Origin of the sequence: Pseudoselenomonas ruminantium, assembly GCF_900104055.1 — a bacterium.
Taxonomy (GTDB): Bacteria; Bacillota; Negativicutes; order Selenomonadales; family Selenomonadaceae; genus Selenomonas_A; species Selenomonas_A ruminantium_C.
Genome location: NZ_FNJQ01000009.1, coordinates 53,672 through 76,941, shown reverse-complemented (window position 1 = coordinate 76,941; position 23,270 = coordinate 53,672). Strand labels below are relative to the sequence as shown.

At 52.9% G+C, this 23,270-nt stretch carries 22 protein-coding genes and 1 riboswitch; of the genes, 3 read left to right on the top strand and 19 right to left on the bottom strand.

The annotated features are described in order from the left end of the window. Positions 1-5: 5 nt before the first annotated feature. The 9 genes from BLQ59_RS05710 to BLQ59_RS05670 form a co-directional block, all read right to left on the bottom strand. A complete protein-coding gene (locus tag BLQ59_RS05710; RefSeq protein ID WP_074571943.1) occupies positions 6-1,217 on the bottom strand; it encodes a molybdopterin molybdotransferase MoeA in 1,212 nt (403 codons plus the stop codon). 13 nt (positions 1,218-1,230) lie between these two features. Beyond that, on the bottom strand, positions 1,231-2,262 hold the full coding sequence (locus tag BLQ59_RS05705) for a molybdopterin-binding protein (protein ID WP_074571942.1): 1,032 nt from the start codon (positions 2,260-2,262) through the stop codon (positions 1,231-1,233). 69 nt (positions 2,263-2,331) lie between these two features. Further along, positions 2,332-2,451, bottom strand: a riboswitch (molybdenum cofactor riboswitch). A 57-nt stretch (positions 2,452-2,508) separates the two neighbouring features. Further along, the gene (locus BLQ59_RS05700) at positions 2,509-3,186 is read right to left on the bottom strand and encodes a hypothetical protein (RefSeq protein WP_074571941.1); all 678 of its coding nucleotides are present in this window, start codon (positions 3,184-3,186) and stop codon (positions 2,509-2,511) included. A gap of 153 nt (positions 3,187-3,339) precedes the next feature. After that, complete coding sequence (gene thiC, locus BLQ59_RS05695; RefSeq protein WP_074571940.1) at positions 3,340-4,653, bottom strand: phosphomethylpyrimidine synthase ThiC; 1,314 nt, start codon at positions 4,651-4,653, stop codon at positions 3,340-3,342. A 234-nt stretch (positions 4,654-4,887) separates the two neighbouring features. Beyond that, complete coding sequence (locus BLQ59_RS05690; RefSeq protein WP_074571939.1) at positions 4,888-5,580, bottom strand: response regulator transcription factor; 693 nt, start codon at positions 5,578-5,580, stop codon at positions 4,888-4,890. An 11-nt stretch (positions 5,581-5,591) separates the two neighbouring features. Continuing rightward, positions 5,592-7,049 (bottom strand): sensor histidine kinase, encoded by a 1,458-nt coding sequence (locus BLQ59_RS05685; RefSeq protein ID WP_074571938.1) that lies wholly within the window; start codon positions 7,047-7,049, stop codon positions 5,592-5,594. Then, positions 7,018-7,836 (bottom strand): PucR family transcriptional regulator, encoded by an 819-nt coding sequence (locus BLQ59_RS05680; protein ID WP_074571937.1) that lies wholly within the window; start codon positions 7,834-7,836, stop codon positions 7,018-7,020. The genes BLQ59_RS05685 and BLQ59_RS05680 overlap by 32 nt, the downstream gene beginning before the upstream one ends. 188 nt (positions 7,837-8,024) lie before the next feature. Then, positions 8,025-9,257, bottom strand: a complete 1,233-nt coding sequence (locus tag BLQ59_RS05675) for an S-layer homology domain-containing protein (RefSeq protein ID WP_074571936.1) — start codon at positions 9,255-9,257, stop codon at positions 8,025-8,027. A gap of 32 nt (positions 9,258-9,289) precedes the next feature. After that, positions 9,290-11,002 carry an FAD-dependent oxidoreductase gene (locus BLQ59_RS05670; RefSeq protein WP_074571935.1) on the bottom strand — a complete coding sequence of 571 codons (1,713 nt, stop codon included), beginning with the start codon at positions 11,000-11,002 and terminating at the stop codon, positions 9,290-9,292. A 195-nt stretch (positions 11,003-11,197) separates the two neighbouring features. Between BLQ59_RS05670 and BLQ59_RS05665 the strand changes: the two genes are divergently transcribed. Then, positions 11,198-11,737: a cytochrome c3 family protein gene (locus tag BLQ59_RS05665; protein ID WP_074571934.1), complete on the top strand. Its 540-nt coding sequence runs from the start codon at positions 11,198-11,200 to the stop codon at positions 11,735-11,737. Positions 11,738-11,797: 60 nt separating this feature from the next. Here BLQ59_RS05665 and BLQ59_RS05660 read toward each other — a convergent pair whose 3' ends face one another. Continuing rightward, positions 11,798-12,670 carry an ROK family protein gene (locus tag BLQ59_RS05660; RefSeq protein WP_074571933.1) on the bottom strand — a complete coding sequence of 291 codons (873 nt, stop codon included), beginning with the start codon at positions 12,668-12,670 and terminating at the stop codon, positions 11,798-11,800. Positions 12,671-13,104: 434 nt separating this feature from the next. On the opposite strand from BLQ59_RS05660, the gene BLQ59_RS15970 reads away from it, so the two are divergent. Beyond that, entirely contained in the window at positions 13,105-13,293 is a 189-nt protein-coding gene (locus tag BLQ59_RS15970) for a hypothetical protein (protein ID WP_176756740.1), read from the top strand. A gap of 194 nt (positions 13,294-13,487) precedes the next feature. On the opposite strand, the gene hydG is transcribed toward BLQ59_RS15970, so the two are convergent. From hydG to BLQ59_RS05615, 9 genes are all read right to left on the bottom strand, one after another. Further along, the gene (gene hydG, locus BLQ59_RS05655) at positions 13,488-14,936 is read right to left on the bottom strand and encodes a [FeFe] hydrogenase H-cluster radical SAM maturase HydG (protein WP_074571932.1); all 1,449 of its coding nucleotides are present in this window, start codon (positions 14,934-14,936) and stop codon (positions 13,488-13,490) included. A 92-nt stretch (positions 14,937-15,028) separates the two neighbouring features. After that, the gene (locus BLQ59_RS05650; RefSeq protein ID WP_074571931.1) at positions 15,029-15,964 is read right to left on the bottom strand and encodes an LPP20 family lipoprotein; all 936 of its coding nucleotides are present in this window, start codon (positions 15,962-15,964) and stop codon (positions 15,029-15,031) included. A 23-nt stretch (positions 15,965-15,987) separates the two neighbouring features. Beyond that, positions 15,988-16,848: a hypothetical protein gene (locus BLQ59_RS05645; protein WP_074571930.1), complete on the bottom strand. Its 861-nt coding sequence runs from the start codon at positions 16,846-16,848 to the stop codon at positions 15,988-15,990. Positions 16,849-16,862: 14 nt separating this feature from the next. Beyond that, positions 16,863-18,023: a hypothetical protein gene (locus BLQ59_RS05640; RefSeq protein WP_074571929.1), complete on the bottom strand. Its 1,161-nt coding sequence runs from the start codon at positions 18,021-18,023 to the stop codon at positions 16,863-16,865. Between the two features lie 6 nt (positions 18,024-18,029). Further along, positions 18,030-19,181, bottom strand: coding sequence for a hypothetical protein (locus tag BLQ59_RS05635; protein WP_074571928.1), 1,152 nt, complete (start codon positions 19,179-19,181; stop codon positions 18,030-18,032). A gap of 19 nt (positions 19,182-19,200) precedes the next feature. Next, on the bottom strand, positions 19,201-20,037 hold the full coding sequence (locus BLQ59_RS05630; RefSeq protein ID WP_074571927.1) for a hypothetical protein: 837 nt from the start codon (positions 20,035-20,037) through the stop codon (positions 19,201-19,203). 280 nt (positions 20,038-20,317) lie between these two features. Continuing rightward, positions 20,318-20,551 carry a pro-sigmaK processing inhibitor BofA family protein gene (locus BLQ59_RS05625; protein ID WP_074571926.1) on the bottom strand — a complete coding sequence of 78 codons (234 nt, stop codon included), beginning with the start codon at positions 20,549-20,551 and terminating at the stop codon, positions 20,318-20,320. Next, a complete protein-coding gene (gene recR, locus BLQ59_RS05620) occupies positions 20,552-21,148 on the bottom strand; it encodes a recombination mediator RecR (protein ID WP_074571925.1) in 597 nt (198 codons plus the stop codon). A gap of 9 nt (positions 21,149-21,157) precedes the next feature. Beyond that, positions 21,158-21,493: a YbaB/EbfC family nucleoid-associated protein gene (locus BLQ59_RS05615; RefSeq protein ID WP_073088607.1), complete on the bottom strand. Its 336-nt coding sequence runs from the start codon at positions 21,491-21,493 to the stop codon at positions 21,158-21,160. Positions 21,494-21,749: 256 nt separating this feature from the next. Here BLQ59_RS05615 and BLQ59_RS05610 point away from each other — a divergent pair, with 256 nt between their 5' ends. Further along, positions 21,750-22,979 carry a zinc ribbon domain-containing protein gene (locus tag BLQ59_RS05610; RefSeq protein WP_143005297.1) on the top strand — a complete coding sequence of 410 codons (1,230 nt, stop codon included), beginning with the start codon at positions 21,750-21,752 and terminating at the stop codon, positions 22,977-22,979. Positions 22,980-23,270 lie beyond the last annotated feature (291 nt).

Below are 23,270 nucleotides of genomic sequence, written 5' to 3'. Positions count from 1 at the left end.
GCCCTTTATTTCACTCTGTACAAGCGGACAATATCCACTTCTGTCTCCTTAGCCAGTTTCCCTGTGCCGGCAGGAATGTCCACAAAGGCATTACAGCCCACCACGGAAAAGAGGCTTCCCGAAGCATGCTGCTCAGGCAGACGCACCTTGCCATTTTCGTAATAGCCGCGAATAAAGCGCCGCCCGCGGCTTTCCTTAGGGAAGGCATCGGTCAATACCGCCTGCATGCGTTCCGGCAGAATCTTCTCGTTACCGCTGATCTGGGAAAGGATTGGCACGGCAATCAATTCAAAGGTCGCATAGGCCGCAAAGGGATTGCCCGACAAGGCAATGCCCAATGTTTCGCCCATCGTATAGGCCAGCGCCGGGCCTCCCGGTTTCATGGACACACGCCAGAACAGGCGAGTTCCCACCTGCTCCACGACGCCATGCATGATATCCTTCTTGCCGACAGACACGCCGCCCGTGGTCAGGAACACATCGACGCGGTCCTTGTAACCGGCGATAACCTTGGCCGCCTCATCCACGTCATCGGGCAGGATGCCCACGATTTCCGGATTGAAGCCCAATTCCTGCAAACGGCTGGCCAAAAGATACAGATTGCTGTTATAGATCTTGCCGGGCGCCAGCGGCTGACCGGGCTGCAGGAGTTCATCGCCGGTGCTGGCGATGGCTACACGCACACTCCCCAGAACCTTGACCGTGGCAAAGCCCTGGCTGGCCAGTACGCCGATATGCGCCGCCGTAAGCTTCGTGCCCTTCTTGGCCAGCTTCGTGCCCTGCTTGATATCCTCCCCGGCATAGCAGTAATTCGTATACGGCTCGATGCTGAACGGTACGGTGAGTTTATCCCCCTCTGCCGTTACATCCTCCTGTCGCACGACACAGTTACACCCCTTCGGAATCGCCCCGCCGGTCATGATACGCAGGGCAGAACCTGCCGGCACGGCCTGGTCAAAGAAATCCCCGGCACATTCCTCGCCGATGATCTTGAACGTTGCGGGATTTTCCGCGCTATGTCCTGCCGTGCTCCCGGCCACGAAGGTATAGCCATCCAACGGGGAACGGTCAAAGGGAGGATTGTCAAAAGCCGCCACATAATCCTCAGCCAGGATCCTGCCCAAAGCAGAAAGCAGGGGCACTTCCTCCACCGCTGTCACGCGATGACAATGTTCCTTCAACAGTTCTACGGCTTTTTCCAATGATAAATCCTGCATTTTTCTTCCCCCTTTAATGCTGGAACCCGCAGACAGGATAGTGGCAGACCTTGCAGTTCATGCAGAGGCCGCCGATACCGAAATGGCGGATTTCCTTGCGTGTCAGTTTTTCCCCCGTGATCACCCGCGGGAGGACAAGATCAAAAATCGTGCGGCCCGCATACATCACGCAGCCCGGCAGGCCCATAACAGGAATTTCCCGGCCATCTTTGCGGATATAGCCCAACAGGAACATCGCCCCCGGCAGCGTCGGTGCCCCATAGGTGATGATTTCTGCCCCGGCATCGCGGATAGCGGCCGGCGTGCGGTCATCGGGATCGACACTCATGCCGCCCGTGCAGATGACCATATCCATGCCCAAATCTACCAATTCTTCAATATGCTTCTGGGTATGCTCCGCCACATCATCGGACAGGCGGTGCTCATTGATGGTCAGGCCAAAGGCCCTGAGCTTGCTCTCAATCACCGGCGTAAAGGTATCTTCGATGCGTCCTAAGAAAACCTCCGTGCCCGTAGTGACCACGCCGACTTTCAGATCATGCCTATAGGGGCGCAGGCGCAAGAGCGGCCGATTTCCAGCAACCTGCTTCACCTGCTCCATCTTATCCTTCTTGATGACCAAGGGAATCACCCGCATCCCGGCCAGTTTCTGCCCGGCCTTGACCGGCATATTCTGCGGCAGGGTGGCGATGGTCACATCGTCGAGCTCGTTGACCTCGTCAAAGCGGTCCTCGTCCACCTGGAATATCCCATCCACTTCAGCGGTCAATTCAATCTTGCCTTCCTTGGGTTCCGAAGCGGCCATATATTCATTCTGGCAAAGTTGCCGCAGGATTTCTGCCGCATCGTTTTCATGGAGCACGGTATCATCATTCTCCCAGACAAAAATATGGTCCTTGCCCATGGACAGCAGCACCGGCACATCCTCTTCCTTTATCACATGCCCCTTGCGGAAGCGGGCATCCTTCGTCACGCCCCTCACGATCTGTGTCAGATCATGGCAGAGAATCTGCCCTACGGCCTCTTCGGTACGCATTTCCTTCATCGTATACGCTCTCCCAACTAAAAAGACTATCCTCTCCATGCGAAAAGGATAGTCTTCACCTGATACTCAACCAGAACGAAATACCCCTTTTCAAAATGGAAGGTCCTGCCGTTTCCCGCAGGGCCCCGGCGCAATATCATAGCCAGCATCACAGGCCTTAGATATTTTTGCTCGGAGTTTTATTTGTTTGCTCTTATTAAGTATTATACACTATTTTCCGGATTTATGCTTGTGATTTTTCTCACTTTATTGCCAGCAGATTTCCTTTGCGCCGGCCGGGACCTTCACCTGCGCATTATAGGCGATGCTTTTGGCCGTGGCATCGGCCACTTCTTCGGGTGTGGCTTCGGGATTGCGGCGAATCTCGTAGACGCCGTGGGAAGCCTGCTTGATAGCATAGGACTGCGGCGTATGGAACTGCAGTTCCGTCTTGACACCGGCAGGGCTCATGAGCTGCACGTTGATGCCCTGATAGAATTTGCCGCCCCAGGCATTGCGGAATTTCAACACCTCGTAACCGCTGGCCGTGAGTTTTTCCATGGCCTCCGGCACGCGGCGGCTGTAATCGGCTTCTTTTATCACCAGCGTATAACGCAGTACATCGCTGATGCCATCTGCGGCCTGCCCCAGGTCCACATTGTCGGCCACGGCATCGGTCAAGATCTTCTGCATCAGGCTGTCCTCGGCCTTGATGCGGTGCGTGAGACCGGTCAGATAAACGCCCTTCTGCTCCAAGGCCCGCATATCCCGGGTGACATCCGGCTCAGCGGCCTGCGCTTCGGCGATAAGGCTCTGCGCCAATACTGCCATCGTCACGGCCATTACTGCCGTGATCCTGGTCAGGGAAGCCCGCATCTGCTGCAGATGCATATTCTTCATGATATTGCTGCTTATGTTCTTGCTGATTTTCTTCATCTGATTCATCTTCTTGTTTCCTCCAGTCTTGCCTTAAGCTAACCTTCGAACACGATGAAGTATAACAAATATAAATGAAAATATGATGATTGACTATGAAAACAGTCTGAAGACAGAACTGCCGCCAGCTCCAAGAACCAGCGGCAGCAGTGAAAAAACGGCTTACAATATATCAATGTATTCGTGGTTGAGTGCCTTGTTCATGCTGCGCACGGCGCAGAACTTGCCGCACATACTGCAGGTTTCGCTATGGCCGTCCTCCGGCATACGGCTTTCGCGGATGGCCTGCGCCGTATCCTTGTCCAAAGCACAGGCAAACTGCTTTTCCCAGTTGAGTTCACGACGAGCCGCAGCCATCTGGTCATCTGCTTCCCTTGCCCCTGGCAGGCCCTTGGCGATATCGGCGGCATGCGCGGCAATCTTGCTTGCGATGATTCCCTGCCGTACATCGTCCAGATTCGGCAAGGCCAGATGCTCGGCCGGCGTCACATAGCACAGGAAGGCTGCGCCATGCATGGCGGCCACTGCCCCGCCAATCGCCGCCGTGATATGGTCATAGCCCGGCGCGATATCCGTGACCAATGGCCCCAACACATAGAAGGGCGCACCATGGCAAAGCGTCTTCTGGATTTCCATATTGGCCGCAATCTGATTGAGAGGCACATGTCCCGGGCCTTCCACCATCACCTGCACATTGCGCTTCCAGGCACGCTCGACCAGTTCCCCGAGGCGGGAAAGCTCGTCGATCTGACAGTTGTCGGTGGCATCGGCCAGACACCCCGGGCGGCAGGCATCCCCGAGGGAAATCGTCACATCGTATTCCGCACAGATATCCAGGATTTCATCAAAATATTCATAGAAGGGATTTTCCTCCCCGGTCATGCTCATCCAGGCAAACACGAGACTGCCGCCCCGGCTCACGATATTCATCTTCCGGGACTGTCCACGAATCTGCCGTACCGTATCCCGGGTAATACCGCAGTGCAAGGTCACAAAGTCCACGCCATCCTCAGCGTGCAGACGAATGACATCGAGAAAATCCTGCGCCGTAAGTTCCGCCAAATCCCGCTGGTAGTGGATTACGCTGTCATAGATGGGCACCGTGCCAATCATCGCGGGGCACTCGGCTGTGAGCTTCTGACGGAAGGGCTGCGTATTGCCATGGCTCGACAGGTCCATGATGGATTCCGCGCCTAAGTCCACGGCGCTCATGACCTTCTGCATCTCGAGGTCATAATCCTTACAGTCCCGGGAAACCCCCAGGTTCACATTGATCTTCGTCCGCAGCATGCTGCCCACGCCCTCGGGGTTCAAGGCCTTATGCTTCTTGTTGGCACAGATGGCCACCTTGCCCTCTGCCACCAGTTGGCGCAACTTTTCCGGTTCCATCCGTTCCTTCTGCGCCACGATTTCCATTTCCCGTGTCGTGATGCCCTTGCGGGCTGCGTCCATCTGCGTTGTGTAATTGCTGTTCATCCGCTAACCTCCTGCAAAATAAAAATGTGGACGAACTTTGAATAAAGTCCGTCCACAGTCTATGTCTTTCCCTACGTTGGCATTATCCAAATCAGGTTCGGTCGAAACGCTCAGTTTCCTCTCAGCCCGTCTGCGAGCTCCCGTTCTATTCAATTTTGGTCATCCCACGGGGGAAATCTACTGTCTATTCTAGCAGGTTCCGCATAAAAAGACAAGTGTCCTTCTGCGCCAAGTTTAAATTTTGCAGAGCCGATAGCCCGTTCCCCATACGGTTTCGATATGCGGCGCATCTTCTGTCTCGATTTTTTCCCGCAGTCGCTTCACATGCACCGCCACGGTGGAAATATCCCCTACGGCTTCGGCTCCCCAGAGGGCTTCAAACAGTTCTTCCTTGGAAAACACCTGCTGGGGATGACGCAGGAAGAATTCCAGCAGCTCAAATTCCCGGTTCGGCAGATGGATTTCCTGTTCTGCCAGAAAAACCCGCCGCGCCTCAGGCAGTAAGCGCAAGTTTCCATGCTGCAGTTCCTGCACCCTGGCTTCTTCCCGAGCCACCGCCGTCAGGCGCTTGTAGCGCGTCAGATGCGCCCTGACTCTGGCCACGAGCTCACTGGGCGAGAAGGGCTTGACGATATAATCATCCGCCCCCACGGACAGTCCCCGGATCTTGTCGATATCTTCCTTACGGGCTGTCACCATGAGAATGGGGATTTCCTTTTGCTCCCGCACTGCCTTGCAGATATCGAGCCCATCGAGTTCCGGCAGCATGATATCGAGGATCAGCAGATCATATGCCCCCGCCAGAGCCCGTTCCAAGCCCACGCGGCCATTGGCCTCCATATCCACGGCAAAGCCGTTGAGTTCCAGATAATCGCGTTCGAGTTCGGCGATATCCCTATCATCTTCAACCAGTAATATGCGTTCCATTCTCATCCCTCCTACACGGTAGGCAATACGATGCAGATGCAAAGCCCCGTGCCCTCATCACGGCTTTCCGCCCAGATGCGTCCCTGATGTGCCTCGACAATGCGCCTGCAGATTGCCAGCCCCAGGCCGCTGCCCCGCTTGGTTTCACTGCGGGCCGCATCCGTACGATAAAATTCTTGGAAGAGCCGGGGCAGATTCTCTGCAGCTACGCCCGGACCATTATCGGCCAGCCTGAGCAGCAATTCCCTTCCCACTAAACTGACCTGGATACTAACATGTATCATATCTGGTGCCGGATGATATTTCACCGCATTTTCCAACAGATTCGTCATCACCCGCTGGATTTCCGTCGTATCCATCTGCACGCGCGCGGCCAGATTCTCCGGTACGCTGGAAATCTGCAGGCTGCCGCCCGCCGGCAGGATCTGCTGGAATTCACCAGCCCTTGACTGCAGCCAGCTGGCAAACTTCACCTGACGGAAATTGAACGGATAGGCCTCCATGTTCAGCTTGGAATACAGGAACAGACGCTCCAGCAGACTGCTTATCTGTTCCGTGCCGGCAGCAATCTTATCCAGATAGCGCTTCTGCATGTTCTCATCTTTGGCCACGCCGTCCTTGAGCCCTTCCACATAACCCCGGATTACCGTCAGCGGCGTGCGGATATCATGGGAGATTCCAGCAATCAGGGTGCGGCGTTCCTCATCGCTTTCATTCCGGGCTGCCTGCAATTCGGCCAGTTTCTCCGCCATCCCGTTGAAATGACGGCAAAGCGCCGCAAATTCCTCATCCCCTACCGGCTTCACATGATAGGTGAGATCGCCCTGCTCCACCGCCGAGGCCGCCTTGCGCAAGGCGGCAATCGGCTGCAGGATCTTCTGCGACAACCGATGCGCCAGCCAGAGGTTTATGAGCATGAATACCAGCAGCCCCATGAGCAGCAGACCGCTGGCATAGCTATGATAAAGCCCGCCCAGGAGGCCCCTGCCCGTGGAGATATCGAAGCTGCGAATCCCGATCAGATGATATTCCTTATCCTCCCGACTGAACATATATTTGATGATATTGCTGTCCCGGAAGACGAATACCGCCGAGTCCTCCACGAAGGCCACGGGCTTCAGTTCCTCCTCGATCTGCATCTCTTCAATTTCCGTCAGATTGCTATAGAGCGTGATGCCACGATTATCCACCACGGCCAGATGATAGTTATCGGCCTCCATCCGCCGGGCCAGCTCAGTCAAACTACCCTGCCACATTGCCGGATTTCCCACGGGCAGGCCGGCCACCGTCTGGCGCATATCCTCCTGCACTACATGGACCACATGTTTATCATGGCTCGTATTGCCAAAAACCCCCAGCTTGGCCTCCTGATAGGATAAATATAAAGCCCCCGCCATCACAGCGATGATAGCGAAGGGCAAAGCAAACATCATGATGTTAGAAAGAAACAGCCGTCTTTTTATCTGCATGGAAAAATACTTCCTTCCGTTCCTGTTTGGGCCGCAGGACACTGACCTTCGTCCGCTTCATGGCCGCCAGCACCTCAGATGCCCGCACGGCGGCAAAAAGATCTGCCCGCACAGCCAAGGATTCATCCATGTCCAGGATCTGCCGGATCTTCTCATACCGGTAACGCAGCGTATTCACATGCACATAAAGCCGCGCCGCCGTCCTTGTCCAATTGAAATCCTCGTCCAGCAGCACCCGCAGGGTTTCCAGCAACCGGGTATTGAACATCTGGTCATATTCCATGAGCGGCCCGATGGTCTGCTCGCAGAACATGGTGAGTTCCCCGCTGCTTTGCCGAAACAAGCTGGTAAATAGCCCCATGCGATTAAAATTCTGCACGAAAGCGCTTTTTCCTGTCACCTGCTGGAAAAATCCCGCCATCCGTGCTTCCCGCAGGCTTTGATAGATATCCATGAGGTCATGGCTGCCGCCGATGCTGAACGCGGCTGCACCATACTGCTCCCCAAAGTCCAGCTGCCACTCAGCCAGCAGATTCTCCACCATATTGCTGCCGCCAGTGGCCACCAGCAAAAAGCCCTGCTTATAAGCTGCGGGCTGGCTGATGAACAGATGCTCCTCCCGGCGTGCCGACAGGAATTTATGCAGCTGTCCTACCAGCTCCTTTTCTGCCGCCTGCACCAGAATCACCGTATAGCCATCCTGCCGGATGGGCATGCCAGCTTCCTTGTCCTTCTTTCCCTGTTCCAGCATACGATCCAAAAACAGTTCCCACTCCTGCTTTTTCATTTATGCTCCCCCTAAATATCCATAAACATATTTTATTCTCTCATAAATCTGTAAATATTTTAATCATTCGGGAACGCGAATTCAATAAACAGGTTGGGAACAAATTATGAACTTTTTATGAACAAAATGCCTTCCCCGAAAGGGGAAGGCTGTGTGATATATGTATATTATGGAAATATCCGTAAATTTTAGAAGAAGTATTTTGCTTCCGTACGGACGAAGGTCTTGGTCTTTTTGGTCACTTCATCCTTGCCGAAGAAATACTTGGCACCCAGCTCGACATTCTTGATGGGCGCATAGCAGCCGCCAATCTCTGTACCATAGGCACGGCCCTGACAGTAAGCTTCATAGCGCGAAGAGATGGCCGTGGTGTCGTTGACACGCAGATGACGGAGCATCAGCATAAAGCTGCCGGGATTCTGCACCATCATGCGCTTGTAGTCCAGCTCGATCAGAAAACCGTTGCGGTTGACCGGCACGGTGGATTCAGCATTGCTGCGGGAATAAAGCGCGATAAAGCGGAAGTTCTTCCCCAGCAGGGTATCAAACCCAATATTGCCCAAAGAATAATCTTCCTTGGCCACATTCTTGCACTGGAAGGCATTCGCCCCTAAACGCCAGGGTTTCAGATAATAGTAACCAGCGTAGAGATTCGTGCGTTTGGCTATGGGATAGGTGAAGATTCCCGACACCACATCTGCATCGAACTTATTGTTCGGATTACCGATACGTCCACCAGCGATTTTGGCTTTCAGCTTCGTCCCCAGCGTGACCTGCACGCCCCGCATGGGATCTTCATGAGTGTAGGCATAGCCATCCACCGTGTCGAACTTGCCCACCTTGACGGTGAAGTTCTTGTACTTGCCGTAGCCATAGGCATTATGAAGTTCCACCAGACCAGTGTTTCCCTGGTCGTTCTTCATATTCGTCGTGATTTTCTCTTTTGACTCCACCGTCCAATTGTCGTTTACCTGAGCATGCGTATACAGCTCGACATAGGCCTTGGATGTGTTGGCAAAGTTGTTGTCTTTGCCAAAATGCTCCTGCCGCAGGCGGAAGAAGCCGTCAAACCGCAGCTTGTCAGCGTTGCGCTCCAATTCTGCCACCCGGACACCGAGATTTTTCAGCTCTTCACTGAATTCAGCCTGCAGTTTTTCCACCAGAGCCTTATCTGCCCCCTGGGGATTCTTGGCCATGGCCTTGGCGGTAATCTGCGCCATCTCAAAGCGGGTAATGGCGCGTTTTCCCTTGAATGTGCCATCGCCATAGCCTTCGACAATGCCATCCGCAGCCAGCTGGGCTACCGCATCATAGGCCCAGGAATCCTGCGGCACATCCGTAAACGGACTGGCCGCAGCATTAGCCACGCCACAACTTCCCAATAAACAAGCTGTTCCCACAGCAGCAATCAATTTTTTCATACCCTTCGATCCCCCTGATATTTTTGCTGAAATCAAGCCTTGGCCTCGGCGGCACTCTTGCCGGCGAGATAACCAAAGGTGTAGGCACGGCCATGGCTGCAGCCCGTGACCACGATTGGATAGTCCGTGGCAAAGAAGCTGCCCGAAGCGTTGCCGGCGGCATAGAGCCCCGGAATCACATTGCGTTCCTTATCGAGGACTTCCAGCTTGTCATTGATGGTCAGGCCGCCCAGCGTAACGAGCAGGGCCGTGCCGATATGACCGGCATAGAACGGTGCTTTTTCCACGGTGGTGAGATAGGTCTTGTCCTTGCCAAAGTCCTCATCCACACCTTTGCGGGCCATTTCGTTATAGCGTTCAACCGTAGCTTTCAGCGTCTCATAGGGCAGATGCGCTTTCTGGGCCAGTTCTTCGAGCGTATCGGCCTTGACGATTACGCCTTTTTCCACGAGCTGCTCGAATTCATTCTTGCGATGATGGTATTTGAGTTTCTTGCAGGCACTCTGCTTGAAGCGCGGCGCTTCCTCTTCCCACTTAGCATCAAAGATCGTCCAATGCGTCAGACCGACCTGCTGGCGGGCCTGGTTACAGATATAGGCAAAGGGCAGGTCTTCATTGGCATAACGCTCACCGCGCTTGTTGACGGCCAGCCATGGCTGACGGGGAATAGCATCCATGCGGCCGCCGGAATTGCCTTCGGGATCTAAGAGGGCATTATCGAAGAGCATCGGCGCATGCGGGCCTTCATCGATGCCGGCGCCCACCCAAAGTCCCATCTTCTGGCCATCGCCAGTGTTGAAGGAATTGGGGTACATGATTTTCTGTACTTTCGTAGCGGCCGGGATGTAATAGCGCAGCATTTCCTCATCATGGCCGTAGTCGCCGGAGCAAAGGATGACGCCTTTTTTCGCCAGGAACTTGATATAGTTGCCGTCTTTATCCTTCGCAATAACGCCCTGTACCCGTCCTTCGTTATTCGGACGGATCAGCTGCACGCCCGGCGTTTCGTAGAAGATCTCACAGCCCAGCTGTTCAGCCGAGGTCTTCAGCGTATAGGCCATGGCGATAACCGCACTGCCGCCAATCATACCTTTCGGCGTAGCTTCGGCAGCGCCAGCGGGCGGCTCCAGCACGAAGGACAGCGTCGGGATATTGGGAATCGTGGCATTCGGAGACATCTGATCATCCTTGGTCCAGACGGATTTTACCTTGCAGCCGAGTTTTTCCGCGTGCTCCACGATCCAGTCATTGACCATGCCGCTCTTCTCAGAGAAGAGCTTGACCACCTGCTGGTCAGCCTTGTAGCCGCCCCAGCGCATGATCTCGCGGGTGACATCCAAGGGATTGAGCTGATTGCCCACGGACAGCTGCAATTTGGAATTGACTGCACCATAGTCATAGCTGCGGAAGTTGATGGTCGGGCCCTTTTCGATAACCATGACCTTGGCTCCGGCTTCAGCAGCCGATACAGCCGCACAGAGACCGGACATCCCAGCGCCCACGATCACTACGTCGGTTTCCTTCGTCTCCTTGATGGAACTATCAGCAATCGGCTCCGGTGCCTTCATGAAGGCCGGCTCTTCTCCGGCTGCCAGACCGCCCTCTTTATCTTTGCGCAGGTTCGCCTTGCGGCCATTGCCGCAGCCCGTCATCACACCAGCCGTCATCACACCGGCCATGGCGAAAACGCCCGTCTTCAGGAAGTTGCGGCGACTCATGCCGCTTTGCTTGTCATTCGTTGCCATTTTTATCCCCCATTTACAAAATCATTTTTGATAAATTTCACTTGCCTTTATTTTAGCGGATTGCCTTTTGCTGCCGCTTGTATGAACCTACAAAACATCTTCACTCTTTTTCATGGCTTCCCTTAAAGGCAAAAACGCCCCCTGCACCTATAATTAAGGGAGAATCCCCAAACTATAAGGAAAGGAGCGCTATAAATGAAGGCACTTGTAAAAAAAGCATTGGATTTCGCCCGGCAGAAGCCGCTCTATTTTGTTGCGGGACTTTTCCTGCTGGGGGCAGTGGGGATGCTGGCCATGCATCAGGTGGAAAAGATCCCGCAACTGGCCTGCTCTCCCTGCCATGTAATGGAACCCTATGTGCAGGGCTACCATCACGAGGAACTCCTGGCGCACTCGCATGAGAAAGCCGGTGTCGCCTGCATCGACTGCCATGACAACGGCATGGAAGACAAAATCATGGAAACCGTCTGGTATGTCACCGATGACTTCGATGATCCCCCGCAGAAGCGGGCATTTGACAACGAGATGTGCACCAAATGTCACAAGGTCGAAGACATCATCGCCAAGACCAACTACAAGGACGGCAACCCTCACGATTCCCATCTGGGCGATCTGGTCTGCTCGGACTGCCACTACAGCCATGAAAAATCCCAGGCCGCCTGCCAGAAATGCCATAACTTCGAATTTCTCCAGAACCTGCCGCCGGAATGGGCTGGCAAGGGAGAGAAAAAATAATAACAGCCAAAAGCAGCAGCCTGCCCAAAACAGACTGCTGCTTTTTCCATCATATATTTTTTAACCGCGCAGGTTGGCCACCGCTCCGAGCAGGTTGGCATCATTGCCATGCTGGCAGGGCAGGAGCTTCGGCACGACACGCGCCACGCCCACCTTTTCCAGGATCTTCTGTATCCGTTCATTGATTGCAGGGATGAAATCCGGACGGGAGCTGATGGCGCCGCCAAAGAGAATGGCCTCCGGATCATAGGTATACTGGATATTGTAAACGGCCCGGGCCAGATATTCGTACATATTGTCAATCAGGCGGGCCGCATCGGCATCGCCCTGCTCGCTGAGTTCGTAGACCTTGCGGCCATCATAGGTATCTTCCGGCACATTGCGAAGTCTTGCCATTTGCCGGCAAAGGCCGCCGGTAGAGCCGACCTCGCTCAAAATTTCGTAATCATCATTCATCACCATATAACCGAATTCGCCGCCATGCTGATGCGGGCCATGGATGATTTTCTTATCTGCCACCACAGCGCCGCCCACGCCGGTACCAACCACGAAATACGCCAGTGAGCTATATTCCTGGCCAGCGCCAGTCCAGGCTTCGCCCAATGCCGCACAGTTCGCATCGTTTTCCAAGGCCACGGGCATGCCCAGACGGGCAGCCAATGCCTGCTTGATTGGGAAATCATGGATGTAATCCAACGCACTGCTGCCGCCAATCACGCCACTTTCATCGTCCACCGCTCCCGGCATACTGAAACCAGCCCCGGCAAGTTCCCGGCCCTTGCCCAATTGCTGGCAGACCTTTACTACCTCGGCATAGAAATCCTCCAGCGCAGCCGGCGTCGGAAAGCTGCCCTTGTTCTGCAGATTCCCCTGCTCATCTACCAACGCATATTTCACACTGCTGCCGCCCACATCATAAGCCAGATAATTCATTTTTTGTCACGCTCCTTCTTGATTATTATTGTATCAATTCCTCCCCAGGCAGGCAGCAGCTTGCCGGAACTTCGATACATTGTTACAACGTTTTGCGTGAATTCCAGCACAATTTGAAACCATGCCACAGAAAAACGCGGCTATAAAATACGTTTTACACTTTATACACATATAAATTGCAGTTTGTTGGTTAGTTCGAGCCAAAGTTATCCCGTTTATACGCAGTCAGGGGTTCACGGGGGAGTACTTTTGCTGTTTCCGCTAAACGTCCCTCCCTGGCAGTTTAGAGTTATTTAGCTGGATGCGCCGGGCAGGCCAACGGCGCGTCTTTCAGCGTGCTTTCTAGTTACTACCTGCGTCGGGCCGGTCTTCGCTGGCGCTCAGACTGTCGCTCCCACAGCAAAAGCACTCCCCCGTGAACCCAAGAAACGGAATTGACAATTAGCACGAATCGTTGCTCCCGTAACAAGAACATCGATGTAATTGCGGCTTCCAGCCGGAACATATCTGCAGGCACAAACGAAGCTTTGGGTGGAGGCGGGGATGCTTATTCGCCGACGGAACGACTGCCTGAACGAAGTGAAGGCTGGCCCGCAAACAAACGTTGCTGGAAACTGAGCTGAACATACGCGCCGCCGGCCTGCCCGGCGCAGGTAGCTAAAAAGGCAGGTAATCCTGCTGGCGGGTCATTTAGTGGAGGCGGCGAAAAAGTATCCCCACCTCCGCCACACTGCTCTGTAACCAATAACGTTCAAGCAAGCACCAACAAACTGCAATTTACAAAAAGAGGGGCTGTGTATTTACAGCCCCCCCTTTCTTAAAATCGGAAATCCCGCTTATCGGAATTTTTGATGGCCTCGATATGTTCGGCAGCAATCTCTCTTACTTTTTCCTTCGGGATTTTCTTCAATTCTTCGTCAATCAGTTTGTAGCCAAGTTTTTTCGTTTCCTCGCTGGCATAGTCCGTGAGGTATTCCGTAAGCGTCATCAGCGCATTAGGCGTGCAGCAGTTGACAATCTGGCCACTCTTGCAAAGGCTCATGAACCGGTCGCCCGTGCGGCCTTCGCGATAGCAGGCCGTGCAGAAGGACGGGATATGGCCCGTTTCCATCAGCCATTTGATGACTTCATCGAGCGTTCTCTGGTCGGATACATTGAACTGTTCCGTATCAGTAGGACGCTCTGCTTCCGTATAGCCGCCCACGCTGGTACGGCTGGCGCCGCTGACCTGGCTGATGCCCACCTGCAGCATCTTTTCGCGCACCTGTTCCGACTCCCGCGTGGAGATGATCATGCCGGTATAGGGCACGGCCAGACGGATGCAGGCCGCAATCTTCGTGAAAATCTCATCGCTGATGGAATTATCAAAAGCCTCCGGATCGATATCATCGGCTTTTTTCACGCGCGGCACGGAAATCGTATGCGGGCCAACGCCATGCACAGCTTCGAGGTGTTCGGCGTGCATCAGCAGGCCGGCAAACTCGTATTTATAACCATCAAGGCCAAAGAGCACGCCAATGCCCACATCGTCTATGCCGCCCTCCATTGCCCGGTCCATGGCCTCGGTATGATAGGCGTAATCATGCTTCGGCCCCGTGGGATGCAGGCGGCCGTAGCTTTCTTTATTATAGGTTTCCTGAAAGAGGATATAGGTGCCAATGCCCGCTTCCTTGAGCTTGCGGTAGTTCTCCACCGTAGTCGCAGCGATATTGACATTGACGCGGCGGATGGCGCCGTTCTTATGCTTGATGCTGTAGATGGTATGAATACAATCCAGAATATACTCGATGGGATTGTTGACGGGATCCTCCCCGGCCTCAATCGCCAACCGCTTGTGCCCCATATCCTGCAGGGCGATAACCTCGGCCTTCACTTCCTCCTGCGTGAGCTTCTTGCGCGGGATATGCTTGTTCTGCCCATGATAAGGACAGTAGACGCAGCCATTGACACAGTAGTTGGACAGGTAAAGCGGTGCAAACAGCACGATGCGGTTGCCATAGAACGCCTGCTTGATTTCCTCAGCAATCGCAAACATCCGCGCAATCTTGTCCGGGTTCTCGCAAGCCAGCAGCACCGATGCTTCCCGGTGACTGAGCCCGCGGCACACATAACCGCTGCCCTGTTTCACCGGCCGGGCTTTTTCGAGAATCTCATCGATCAGTTCATAGTTTTCTTTGTTAGCCTCTGCGTAAGCCAGTGTCTCCTGGATTTCCGCATCGTTGATAAACTCTTCTGCACGCAAAGAACGGGGATTGTACTCATACATAGTGGTCATCTTCCTTTCAGAATAGCTCTCCACTACGATTATAGCACAATCCCCGCTAATTTATAATTATTTATTATTAGAAATACGTATAATTAACGTACAAATACCACATTGGTCTTATCCAGGAAGCCCGTTGCACCGTTTTCAATCAGTACGCGGTTGGCATCGGCTACAGACAGCACCGGGTTGCCATTGTGGTTGTCGAGGCTCACGGCCTTCACGACCAGCGGATGGGAACCAGCACGGGCAACACCACGGCTCATATCGCTGGTGTAACCAGCCATGCCGTTGGCGATAACCCCATCATAGTCCAGGTTCTTGTAACCATAGATGGGCTGGCCGTTGGCATTCTTGATGACCGGGCTCATGACCGGTTTGAGGCCCATACCACGGCAGTCCACGATCAGGCCGGTGAAACCGCCGATAGCTTTGCCGGACGGAGCAGCGGCAGCAGAAGAACCTTTGACCGGGGCTGCCGGAGCAGGCGTCTGCGTGTTGACCGTTACATCCACATGCACGGTCTGGGTAACAGGAGCAGCGGGAGCTACATCAGCCACCGGCTGCGGGAAGGATTCCTTCACTTCCGGTTTCGGCATAGCAGCGGCAGCAACGGAACCGGAAACACCGAACATCGGCACTTCCATGGTCACCACATAAGCGCCATCTGCTTCCATATGTTCTTCCACGACACGAGCGCCCTTGATGGAAGCGGACATCTTGGAGCGGACCACATCGCTCTGTACCATGTTCATTTCCAGCGTGGTTTCAGAGTCGATGTCCACGCCCTTGACCGTTTCAGCCAGCTGACGCCAGCCATCTACTACAGCTGCACGGCGGGCCATGATGCGGGCCTGCGCCATGTTCACTGCCTTAGCCGGGGCAATGCCCATGCCCTGTGCACGGACCACGCCACCTTCATAGTCGATCTCACCCGTACCATTGCCCATGGCAAAAGTCGAGGTTGCGCTGGCGGCCAGGAACATCATGCTTCCTGCCAGACACAGCATTGCTTTGCAAATACGATTCATCTTTACATCTCCTTATGTATATGTTATTTATGCCAATAAGCCAACGTCTGTTCTGCCAGATAACCGGAAGAATTCATAGCCGCCTTATAGAGCAACTGATTGATGGCCTGCTTACGGCCTGCATCCTTTACCACTGCCAGCGTACAATCCTCGGCGAAGTTTGCCACAACCTTGCCCTCCTTGCACATATCCAGTGCCTTCAACTGTACTTTGGCCTCTACATTGAACGCCTCTGCCGTTTCCTGACATTTGATGATTCGCACTTCACCAATCACCGCCATGGTCACGGACATATAATCGGACTGCGCCTTTGCCGCCGTCTGCTGAACAAAATCCGCATACGGTTCATTATGCCCTAATACCCAGGTATTGAAATCATCGGCAGTATCCGTACTGAAGCCGCGGTTCTTGAAGGTTGTATCATAGACCTTCTGCACCATGATATTGTCTTCCGGAACAACCTTGCCGTTTTCATCCACTACGCGGATCAGGAAGGCACTCACATCATCACGATGGGCCTTCTGTTCCTTGGCCACGCCATCATGGACGGCATCTCGCAGTTTGTCTGCATCCACCATCACGGTAGCATTCAAATAAAGTTTGTTGGCCTCCGTGACTTTCTTATTCACGGCTACCTTGCCAGTATATTCCTGATAATGGGACATGATCTTGTTGACCACCTCATTATCCTTATCGCTGTTATCCAGCAGCGTAGAAAGCACGCGGTATACGGCTTTCTTCTGTGCATCCTGCTGTGCATGGGCAGTGTCACCTGCCGCAGCCGTTCCCCGTACCTTCACCGGCACAGGTGCCGCCATAACCTGCGGCATAAAACAGGCAAACGCCAGCAATGTGCAGAGCATTGCTTTTATGATTCTTTTCATCAATCTGCCCTCACTCAATAGCTGAAATAAAGCTTTTTCGCGCCAGCTGCATTCATATTTTCATCACCGGGCTGCAGGCCGGTTGCACCGCTGATAGCCGCCGACAGGTCGTCGGTGGTGGCATAGCCGCTGGCCTCGACCAGCATCTGCAGGGTGCCGCCCATAAAACCGGAACGGATGATCCGGCAGTGCAGGCCCCCCAATTTCTGACGCAAAGCCGTAAGCTGTGCATTGCGGTCCGTCATACCATTGACGACCAGCACCATCTTCAACAGGCGGTCAGCGCCCTGTGATTCCGTCTGTACGGTACTCAAGGCCTGCTTGCCCAAAGATTCAGCCGCCTTGCTGACGGCCATTTCCTCGGCTTTATGGATGGCCTTGTCACGGTCAGCATCCACCGCCGTGAAATAATCATCGAAGCTGTCAGACAGATTGCTGTCAATGCCCACGACTTCGAAGGAAGCATGTACCATGGCTTCATAGAAACCATTCTGACGCGCAGCCTTCTGCGTTGTCAGCGTACCACGCAGGATAGCGTTGGCACCGCTGAAACTGTTGCGCGCCAGGCGGCGTACCTCCACGCTGACCTGAGGATTATCGAGATCACTCTGCGCATCGAGATAACTGTTGATGTCATCGTCAGCCCCTACCGTGAATCCCTGCGCACCCAAACGGGCCTGAATATACTTACGCACGGATTCAATCGGTTTCGGACGCCCATTCTCATCCCGGCCGCTGACGGCAAGCACCAGCGTGGAACGGCTGGTCTGCTGGTTGCCCAAGGCCTGCAGACGGGCTTTCAGATCTGCTACGGTGGTTTCAATCTGCTTTTCGTTGGCTGTCAGATCAGCCTCCACACAGAAGATACCGCCGTTCTGCCATTCCCGCATGACCTTGTTGACCAGAATGCAGCCTGTGGAACGGGAAAGGATCTCATCACGGACGACCATCCCCATCTCCACCTGCGTTTCACTGGTGACCTGCACGCCAACCTTCTGTTCCAGCAGCGTGCGCATCGCATCCTTCATGGCATCCTGCTTCGCCTTGGCCAGATCACCATTGACGATAGCAGCCTGCCCCGTCACAACTTCCGCATGGCAGGCTGAGGGATTCCCCCAGCTGCCCCATAGCAGCGTGAAACCTAAGATTGCACTAAAAACTGTCTTTTTCTTCATCTGCTCTTACCTTTTCTGCGCAGCCATTTTCTTGGCCAGCTTCATTTCCAGACGAGCGTAGATATCCTTTTTGTCCACATCAATGTTGGAGCCGGCTTTCTTGAACTGCGGTTCCACCATGTAGTCATCCAATACAACCTCTTTGCCATCATCCGTCGTCTTTTTCAGCCATGCTTTGTACAGAACATCCTTGCGGATGTTGGAAGCCTTCTTGCCCGTCACTTCCGCTTCGGCAGCACCAGAGAAATCCAGTACCACGGTCTTGCCCGGTTCGCCCATGGACATCATCACTTTACCGGAAGGACAATGCATCTCAAAGGCATACATATTCTTCTGCGCCTGCTGCTGGAAGGAGGTTGCAATACGCGGCGGCATCACCAGATTGCCCGTGGCCTTCTGATATTCTGCCGAATAGACGTTGGCAATCAGGTTGCGAAGCTGCACACCTTTCCCATGGAAAATCCCCTGAGCTTTTTTCGAGGAAATCTTCACATCCGCTACCTGCGTGGTTACAGGCGAAACTTTATCCTTCTGCCAGTTCTTGAGCGCCTTGGCTACCGTATTGAAGTCCATATCCTTGATCATGGCTACGGACAGAGCCGCATAAGCATTGCTCTTTTCAGTAGCTGTCAAAGCCTTCGGCATGATTTTCCCGCCATTTTCATTGGGATCGCCAATGACCGTATAACCACTCAGCGGAACTACTGCCAGCATCTTCATACCGGCATCATCGGCCGTACCTGCACTGCAGATGGCGATATTCAAGCCACTGGCAATAACGTGACGCCAGGCAGAAGTATCACCGATCGTAATATGCGTATCAAAGGATTCATCCACTACTACGATGGGCAGCAGGCTCAAAGGGACATCATCGCTGAAGCTTTCCTGCACATTGTTCAGACTGCCGCTTGCCCCCTGTTTCACTGCGAAAGGCAGCTTCCCGGCCGCAGCCAGATCCTTCAGCCGTGCACTGATGGCATCCTTAATCTGCTGACGTGCATTGTTGCTCAGCAGATTGTCCTGCCCTGCGTGCATCGTATAGACTTCCGGATACCAGCTGACCTGCAGGCTGCTCTCCTTGGCCATAGCCTGTGACATGGTCATGGACAGCGCCATACCTGCCACCAGCAGGGAACGCATGATTTTTTTACAATTCATCAAATTCATCCCCTAATGCTTATTCCGGCATGATGCTGTTGGCAATCTGTTTCTGACGTTCCTTGGAAGGTGCCTTGATATTGTTATTAGCATCTACTTTCTTGAGGGCTTTGTCCATATCACCGGTCTTGCTGCCGAGATTCTTGCAGATGGACTGCGTATCATCAGCTACAGATTTATAATGTTTCAGGGTGTTGAGCACATCCTGATAGCTGCCGCTCTTGCCAGCCTGGGCAATGCCCTTAGCAGCTTCCTTCACCACAAACACAGCATCACGGAGGGCCAAAGCCTTGTACCAGTTTGCCATGGAACGATCTTCCTTAGCCCAGGACAGGCGTTCCAGCGTCTTCTTCTTAGCCTGCTCATCCTGAGAGTTCAAACGGGTTTCAATCATATTACCAATGTTGCTGTCAACCCCCGGGATAGAAGCATAACGGTACGCACTGCCCAGATCGCTGAAGTTGGAACGGGATACATTCGAGATATTGCCTAATTCATTGAAATGGCTGTTGTTCTGCAGGCCTGCTGCTTCTTCCAGCTTATACTGAGCACCTGCCGTGAAATGCGTAGCCAGTTCCAGATGAGCCTTCATAGCTCTGATATGGTCGTTCATACCATTCATGTCCACATTCAAAGCCTTCTTGACAGCAGCTTTGGCCTCTTTCTTGGCATCGGACACAACCTTATGTTTCATCTTGTCAATGGAGCCTGCAAAACCATTCATGATGCCGGCTTCTGCCTGCTGCATCCCTACAGCCTGGGACATATTACCGGTCATCAGGCTATCCACCTGTACAAATTGGGCAGATAGTCCCATCGCTAACGTCAACGTGATTCCTAAAGCTTTTTTCTTCATTCTGCAAATCTCCTTTACTATTTCGTCCGTGCCGAAGCCCGTAACTATTGGTTTGGAAAGCCTTTACCCACAATATGCCCATAAATTCATATGACCAATAAGCTTACCAACGTACACTAGTATACCACGGAAATTTGTTCTCAAAAAGGCTTTTTCTCATTTTATTTTCATTTTTTCTTAATTATTTTTTAAGTAAGTCCTAATCTTTCTCTAATTTTCCCGATTTCCATTTTTTTCATAAAAAAAATACTGCCCCCAAAAGGAGACAGTATATTCTTTCTCATTTCATCAACAGGACGATGATAACCCCCGGCACCCCTAAGACACCAGCTATCAATGCCTTGAGGAATGTGATTTCCACACCGGCGCCAAAGATATTGACTACCCATAGGACCAACGCACCAACAATGCTGTTGGTGATCATCTTCCACAGAAGTTTCATGGGCAGGGCTACCAGCTTGCCAATCAGACACAGGGCAATCAGCCCGACCGCAAAAGCGGCGATAATTTCCATTTAGATTTCCCTCCGGTTTTCCATCGCCTTGGAAAGCGTCACTTCATCCGCGTATTCCAGATCACCGCCAATCGGCAGGCCGTGGGCAATGCGGGTGACTTTAACGCCCATAGGCTTCAACAGTTTGGCTAAATACATAGCCGTGGCCTCGCCCTCCACATTGGGGTTCGTGGCCATGATGACTTCCTTCACCTTGTCATCCGTGAGTCTGGCCAAAAGTTCCTTGATGCGGATCTGGTCGGGGCCAACGCCTTCCAATGGCGACAACGCACCATGAAGCACATGGTATACACCTCTATAGTCGCGCATGCGTTCCATGGCTGCCACATCCTGAGGCTGCTCCACCACACAGATGATTGAGTGGTCGCGTTCTTCCGCTGCACAGATGGCGCAGGGATTCTGGTCGCTTAAGTTGAAGCAGGTATTGCAATAGCCGATTTTCTCCTTGGCCTCGATAATGGCTGTTGCGAGTTTCTTCGCCTGCTCAGCGTCCATATCCAGCACATGATAAGCAAGGCGCACTGCCGTTTTGTTACCTATACCCGGCAGTGCGCGAAAATGCTCTATTAACTTTGCCAGCGGGGCAATATACTGCACGCCTGCTCCTTAAAAGAGTCCCGGCGGCAGGCCAAGACCGCTCGTGAGCTTGCCCATTTCCGAGGCCATCATATCGTCCACTTTCTTCGTGGCGTTATTGAAAGCAGAAGTGATGAGATCCTGCAGCATTTCCACATCTTCCGGATCAACAGCAGCCGGATCGATCGTGAGGCTCTGCACCTGCTTCTCGCCGTTCATGACGATCTTCACAGCGCCGCCGCCCGTCGTAACGTCCACGGTCTTGCGCTTGAGCTCATCCTGCATCTTCTTCATGTCGTTCTGCATCTTCTGGACTTTTTTCATCATGCCGGCCATATTGCCCATGTTGCCCATTCCACCAAACATATTTGTAACTCCTCTCAAAGGTAAATTTTTACATTTCAACATCTCTTAGACTACCAAAATAAAAAGCTTCCGTCAAGGAAAAAAGGCTCTGCCTTAGTATTATGGAAGGCATCGAATCATTAAAGAAAAATTAGAATTCCCTTGCTAGGCCCTGGCAGATATGCTATCCTAAATTCATGACTGCCTGCCGCCTGTTGCGGCCAACAGGCAGAACCAGTTGGAAAATACGAGAATAAGAAAGGAAGCGTTAAAAATCGTGACAAGTCAAAACAGAATATGCAGCGCCTGCCAAAAGGAGATTCATGATGATGGAGCAATGTTCTGCCCCTATTGCGGTGCAGCCATCCATCAGGGTGAATGGAAGTGCCGTTCCTGTGCCACACTGAATGACAAAGACGCAAAATTTTGTAAAAACTGCGGTGAAGCGCAGGACCATGACAGCCATCAATTCAATATCGATGATTACATCCAGCGCTTCAGGGAATATAAATATTTCAAACACATTATGATTGCCCTGGCCTTATTGATTGTCTCCATCGCCGGCTCGTCCTACTACTTCAATAATATGAATGAAGGCAATTACCTGAAGATGTACGCTGAGGCACACCGCAGCCTGAATGATGCCACCAGCATCGTCGTGACCAACACCAAGCCCGGTGCCATCAAGCCGGAAAACGCAGAGGAACTCAGCAAGCAGCTGCAGTCGGAGAAAGACGAAATCGACGAAGAAATGAAATCCTTTACCTCCCGCAAGCCCTTTGCCGGCTATACGGCCCAGCATGAAGCCATGATTGAACTGCTGCAGAAAGAAAGCAGCGTGCTGGAAACTTCGATTCAGGTAATCAAATCCCCCTTGAATGAAGATGTAGACAACGCCCTGAATGAGGTCAAAGACAATACGGAGCAAATCAAGAATCTGTCCGGCCAGATCAACGTCTCCAATACGGTAATGACGCTCGATGACGATATCACCGTGCTGCCCGCCCAGCTCAAAGCCTATGTGACGGAGCAGCGCAAGCTCGAAGAAGAACGAAAACGCATCGAAGCCGAAAAACAGGCCCGCCTGAACGAATTGAAAACATTCTTCGCTGAAATGGACGAAGCTATTGAACGCTACAACAGTGCCAAGGCCGATACAGGCGGCATGATGGAATCCCTGCGCAACGGCGGCATGATCTGGGCAGACTACTTCCGGGTACTGAACCAGGCCAGAAACGACCGCGAGGGCGTACGCTATAAGGTAAACAACATGAAATGCCCGCAGGGAACCGACCAGCTGCGCAAGGACTTCCTGCAGGTACTCGACGATTCCGTCCGCTACTGCGACGTGATGAAAATCGGCGCCAACCTGCAATTCAACCGCTATTACGCCAGCGCCTACCAGAAAGAGGAAGAAGCCAAGAAAATCAACGAAAACGTGCAAAAAGAATATGCTGCCTTTATTGCCAACTATAATGAGAGCAAAAGCAGCATGCTGAACGAGTAAAAGGAACATTAAGATATGGCAAAGTAGTAGAGAACCCCCCTCAGCAACTGGGCAAAGCTGAGGGGGGTTCGAGTACATCAAGTATTCGTGTCCTTAATATAGCATCTCGTATTGAGAAATACCAGTCCTTGCTTGTCTATAAAGAAAATGATATAATTAGTCATAAGAAGAGGACGAACCACAATGATGGTCGCCCAACACCGTCATCTGCAGCGCATAGGTCCGCGGTTGGACATTAAAAACCACCCTTTTGGTCGAGGGTGGTTTTTTCTTGTATAAAATTATAAAATG

What these genes read in the sequence shown, in the direction of transcription:
- BLQ59_RS05710 (WP_074571943.1), bottom strand. Translation starts at nt 1,217, where the DNA reads ATGCAGGATTTATCATTGGAAAAAGCCGTAGAACTGTTGAAGGAACAT.
- BLQ59_RS05705 (WP_074571942.1), bottom strand. Translation starts at nt 2,262, where the DNA reads ATGAAGGAAATGCGTACCGAAGAGGCCGTAGGGCAGATTCTCTGCCAT.
- BLQ59_RS05700 (WP_074571941.1), bottom strand. Translation starts at nt 3,186, where the DNA reads ATGAATCAGATGAAGAAAATCAGCAAGAACATAAGCAGCAATATCATG.
- thiC (WP_074571940.1), bottom strand. Translation starts at nt 4,653, where the DNA reads ATGAACAGCAATTACACAACGCAGATGGACGCAGCCCGCAAGGGCATC.
- BLQ59_RS05690 (WP_074571939.1), bottom strand. Translation starts at nt 5,580, where the DNA reads ATGGAACGCATATTACTGGTTGAAGATGATAGGGATATCGCCGAACTC.
- BLQ59_RS05685 (WP_074571938.1), bottom strand. Translation starts at nt 7,049, where the DNA reads ATGCAGATAAAAAGACGGCTGTTTCTTTCTAACATCATGATGTTTGCT.
- BLQ59_RS05680 (WP_074571937.1), bottom strand. Translation starts at nt 7,836, where the DNA reads ATGAAAAAGCAGGAGTGGGAACTGTTTTTGGATCGTATGCTGGAACAG.
- BLQ59_RS05675 (WP_074571936.1), bottom strand. Translation starts at nt 9,257, where the DNA reads ATGAAAAAATTGATTGCTGCTGTGGGAACAGCTTGTTTATTGGGAAGT.
- BLQ59_RS05670 (WP_074571935.1), bottom strand. Translation starts at nt 11,002, where the DNA reads ATGGCAACGAATGACAAGCAAAGCGGCATGAGTCGCCGCAACTTCCTG.
- BLQ59_RS05665 (WP_074571934.1), top strand. Translation starts at nt 11,198, where the DNA reads ATGAAGGCACTTGTAAAAAAAGCATTGGATTTCGCCCGGCAGAAGCCG.
- BLQ59_RS05660 (WP_074571933.1), bottom strand. Translation starts at nt 12,670, where the DNA reads ATGAATTATCTGGCTTATGATGTGGGCGGCAGCAGTGTGAAATATGCG.
- hydG (WP_074571932.1), bottom strand. Translation starts at nt 14,936, where the DNA reads ATGTATGAGTACAATCCCCGTTCTTTGCGTGCAGAAGAGTTTATCAAC.
- BLQ59_RS05650 (WP_074571931.1), bottom strand. Translation starts at nt 15,964, where the DNA reads ATGAATCGTATTTGCAAAGCAATGCTGTGTCTGGCAGGAAGCATGATG.
- BLQ59_RS05645 (WP_074571930.1), bottom strand. Translation starts at nt 16,848, where the DNA reads ATGAAAAGAATCATAAAAGCAATGCTCTGCACATTGCTGGCGTTTGCC.
- BLQ59_RS05640 (WP_074571929.1), bottom strand. Translation starts at nt 18,023, where the DNA reads ATGAAGAAAAAGACAGTTTTTAGTGCAATCTTAGGTTTCACGCTGCTA.
- BLQ59_RS05635 (WP_074571928.1), bottom strand. Translation starts at nt 19,181, where the DNA reads ATGAATTGTAAAAAAATCATGCGTTCCCTGCTGGTGGCAGGTATGGCG.
- BLQ59_RS05630 (WP_074571927.1), bottom strand. Translation starts at nt 20,037, where the DNA reads ATGAAGAAAAAAGCTTTAGGAATCACGTTGACGTTAGCGATGGGACTA.
- BLQ59_RS05625 (WP_074571926.1), bottom strand. Translation starts at nt 20,551, where the DNA reads ATGGAAATTATCGCCGCTTTTGCGGTCGGGCTGATTGCCCTGTGTCTG.
- BLQ59_RS05615 (WP_073088607.1), bottom strand. Translation starts at nt 21,493, where the DNA reads ATGTTTGGTGGAATGGGCAACATGGGCAATATGGCCGGCATGATGAAA.